Origin of the sequence: Mesorhizobium sp. M5C.F.Ca.IN.020.29.1.1 (assembly GCF_003997375.1) — a bacterium.
Taxonomy (GTDB): Bacteria; Pseudomonadota; Alphaproteobacteria; order Rhizobiales; family Rhizobiaceae; genus Mesorhizobium; species Mesorhizobium wenxiniae.
In genome coordinates, this window is the sequence record NZ_RZSW01001045.1 from 1 (window position 1) to 952 (window position 952).

Annotated in this window: 1 pseudogene; it reads right to left on the reverse strand. The window is 66.5% G+C overall.

Features of this window, described 5'->3' with window-relative positions:
• Positions 1 to 28: 28 nt before the first annotated feature.
• Positions 29 to 952, reverse strand: a pseudogene (locus tag EOA85_RS36080) (cytochrome P450); the annotation flags it as partial.

Consider the following 952-nt stretch of genomic DNA (forward strand, 5'->3'; position numbering starts at 1 on the left):
GATCGCGATTCCCGGCGGCGTCCGCGCATCACCAGAGCACCGGGAACTCCTCGAACCCGCCAGTGATGATCTCCTTGCGCAACTTCAGTTCTTCGGGCGCCACGGCCAGGCGCAGCGCGGGAAAGCGCTCGAAGATCGAACCGAACACCACCTTGAGTTCCAGCCTGGCCAGCGCCATGCCGACGCAGTAGTGCGGCCCGTAGGAGAACGCCAGATGCGGCTTTTCCTCGCGTCCGATGTCGAAGATTTCCGGGTCGTCGAAATGGCGCGGATCGAACGACGTCGCCGGCAGGCCGACCAGCACCTTGCTCTCCGCGGGAATATGCGTCGGTCCTCGGATAGCGCATGATGCCGTCCCAGCCCGCGCCCGGCGGGTACATGCGCAGGATTTCCTCCACCGCCTTGTCCACCAGGGAAGGATCGCCGACCAGGCGTTCGCGCTGTTGCGGATGGCGGAACATGGCCAACATGCCGAATTCAATCTGCGCCACGGTGCTCTCGTGCCCCGCCACCAGCATGCCCGCCGCCAGGCCGATCGCCTCTTCCTCGATCGCGTTGCCCTGGTCGACCGCCGCGAGCAGATCCGTCAGCAGGTTGTCGCCCGGATCCTGGCGCTTGTCCCGCATCTTGTCGCGAATGTAGGCGAGCAGTTCTTCCCAGGCCAGGCGCGACGCGCTGCGCGGGCCGCTTTCATGCTGGTGCGTCATCACCTCGTCGGACAGTCCGGCGAAAAAGGCGTGATCCTCGTAGAGCACGCCCATCAGCGCGCTGATGACCATGCCCGGGAGCGGAAAGGAGAGGTGGCGCCGCAGGTCGGCGGGCTGGGGCTGGGCCGCCAGCGTCTCGAACAAATGCCCGGCGATCGCCTCGATCTGCTGCGCGAGCAGCTTGACCCTGCGGTTGCTGAAGGCCGGCGCCACGATCGTGCGTAACCGGGCATGCTCGCCCCCCT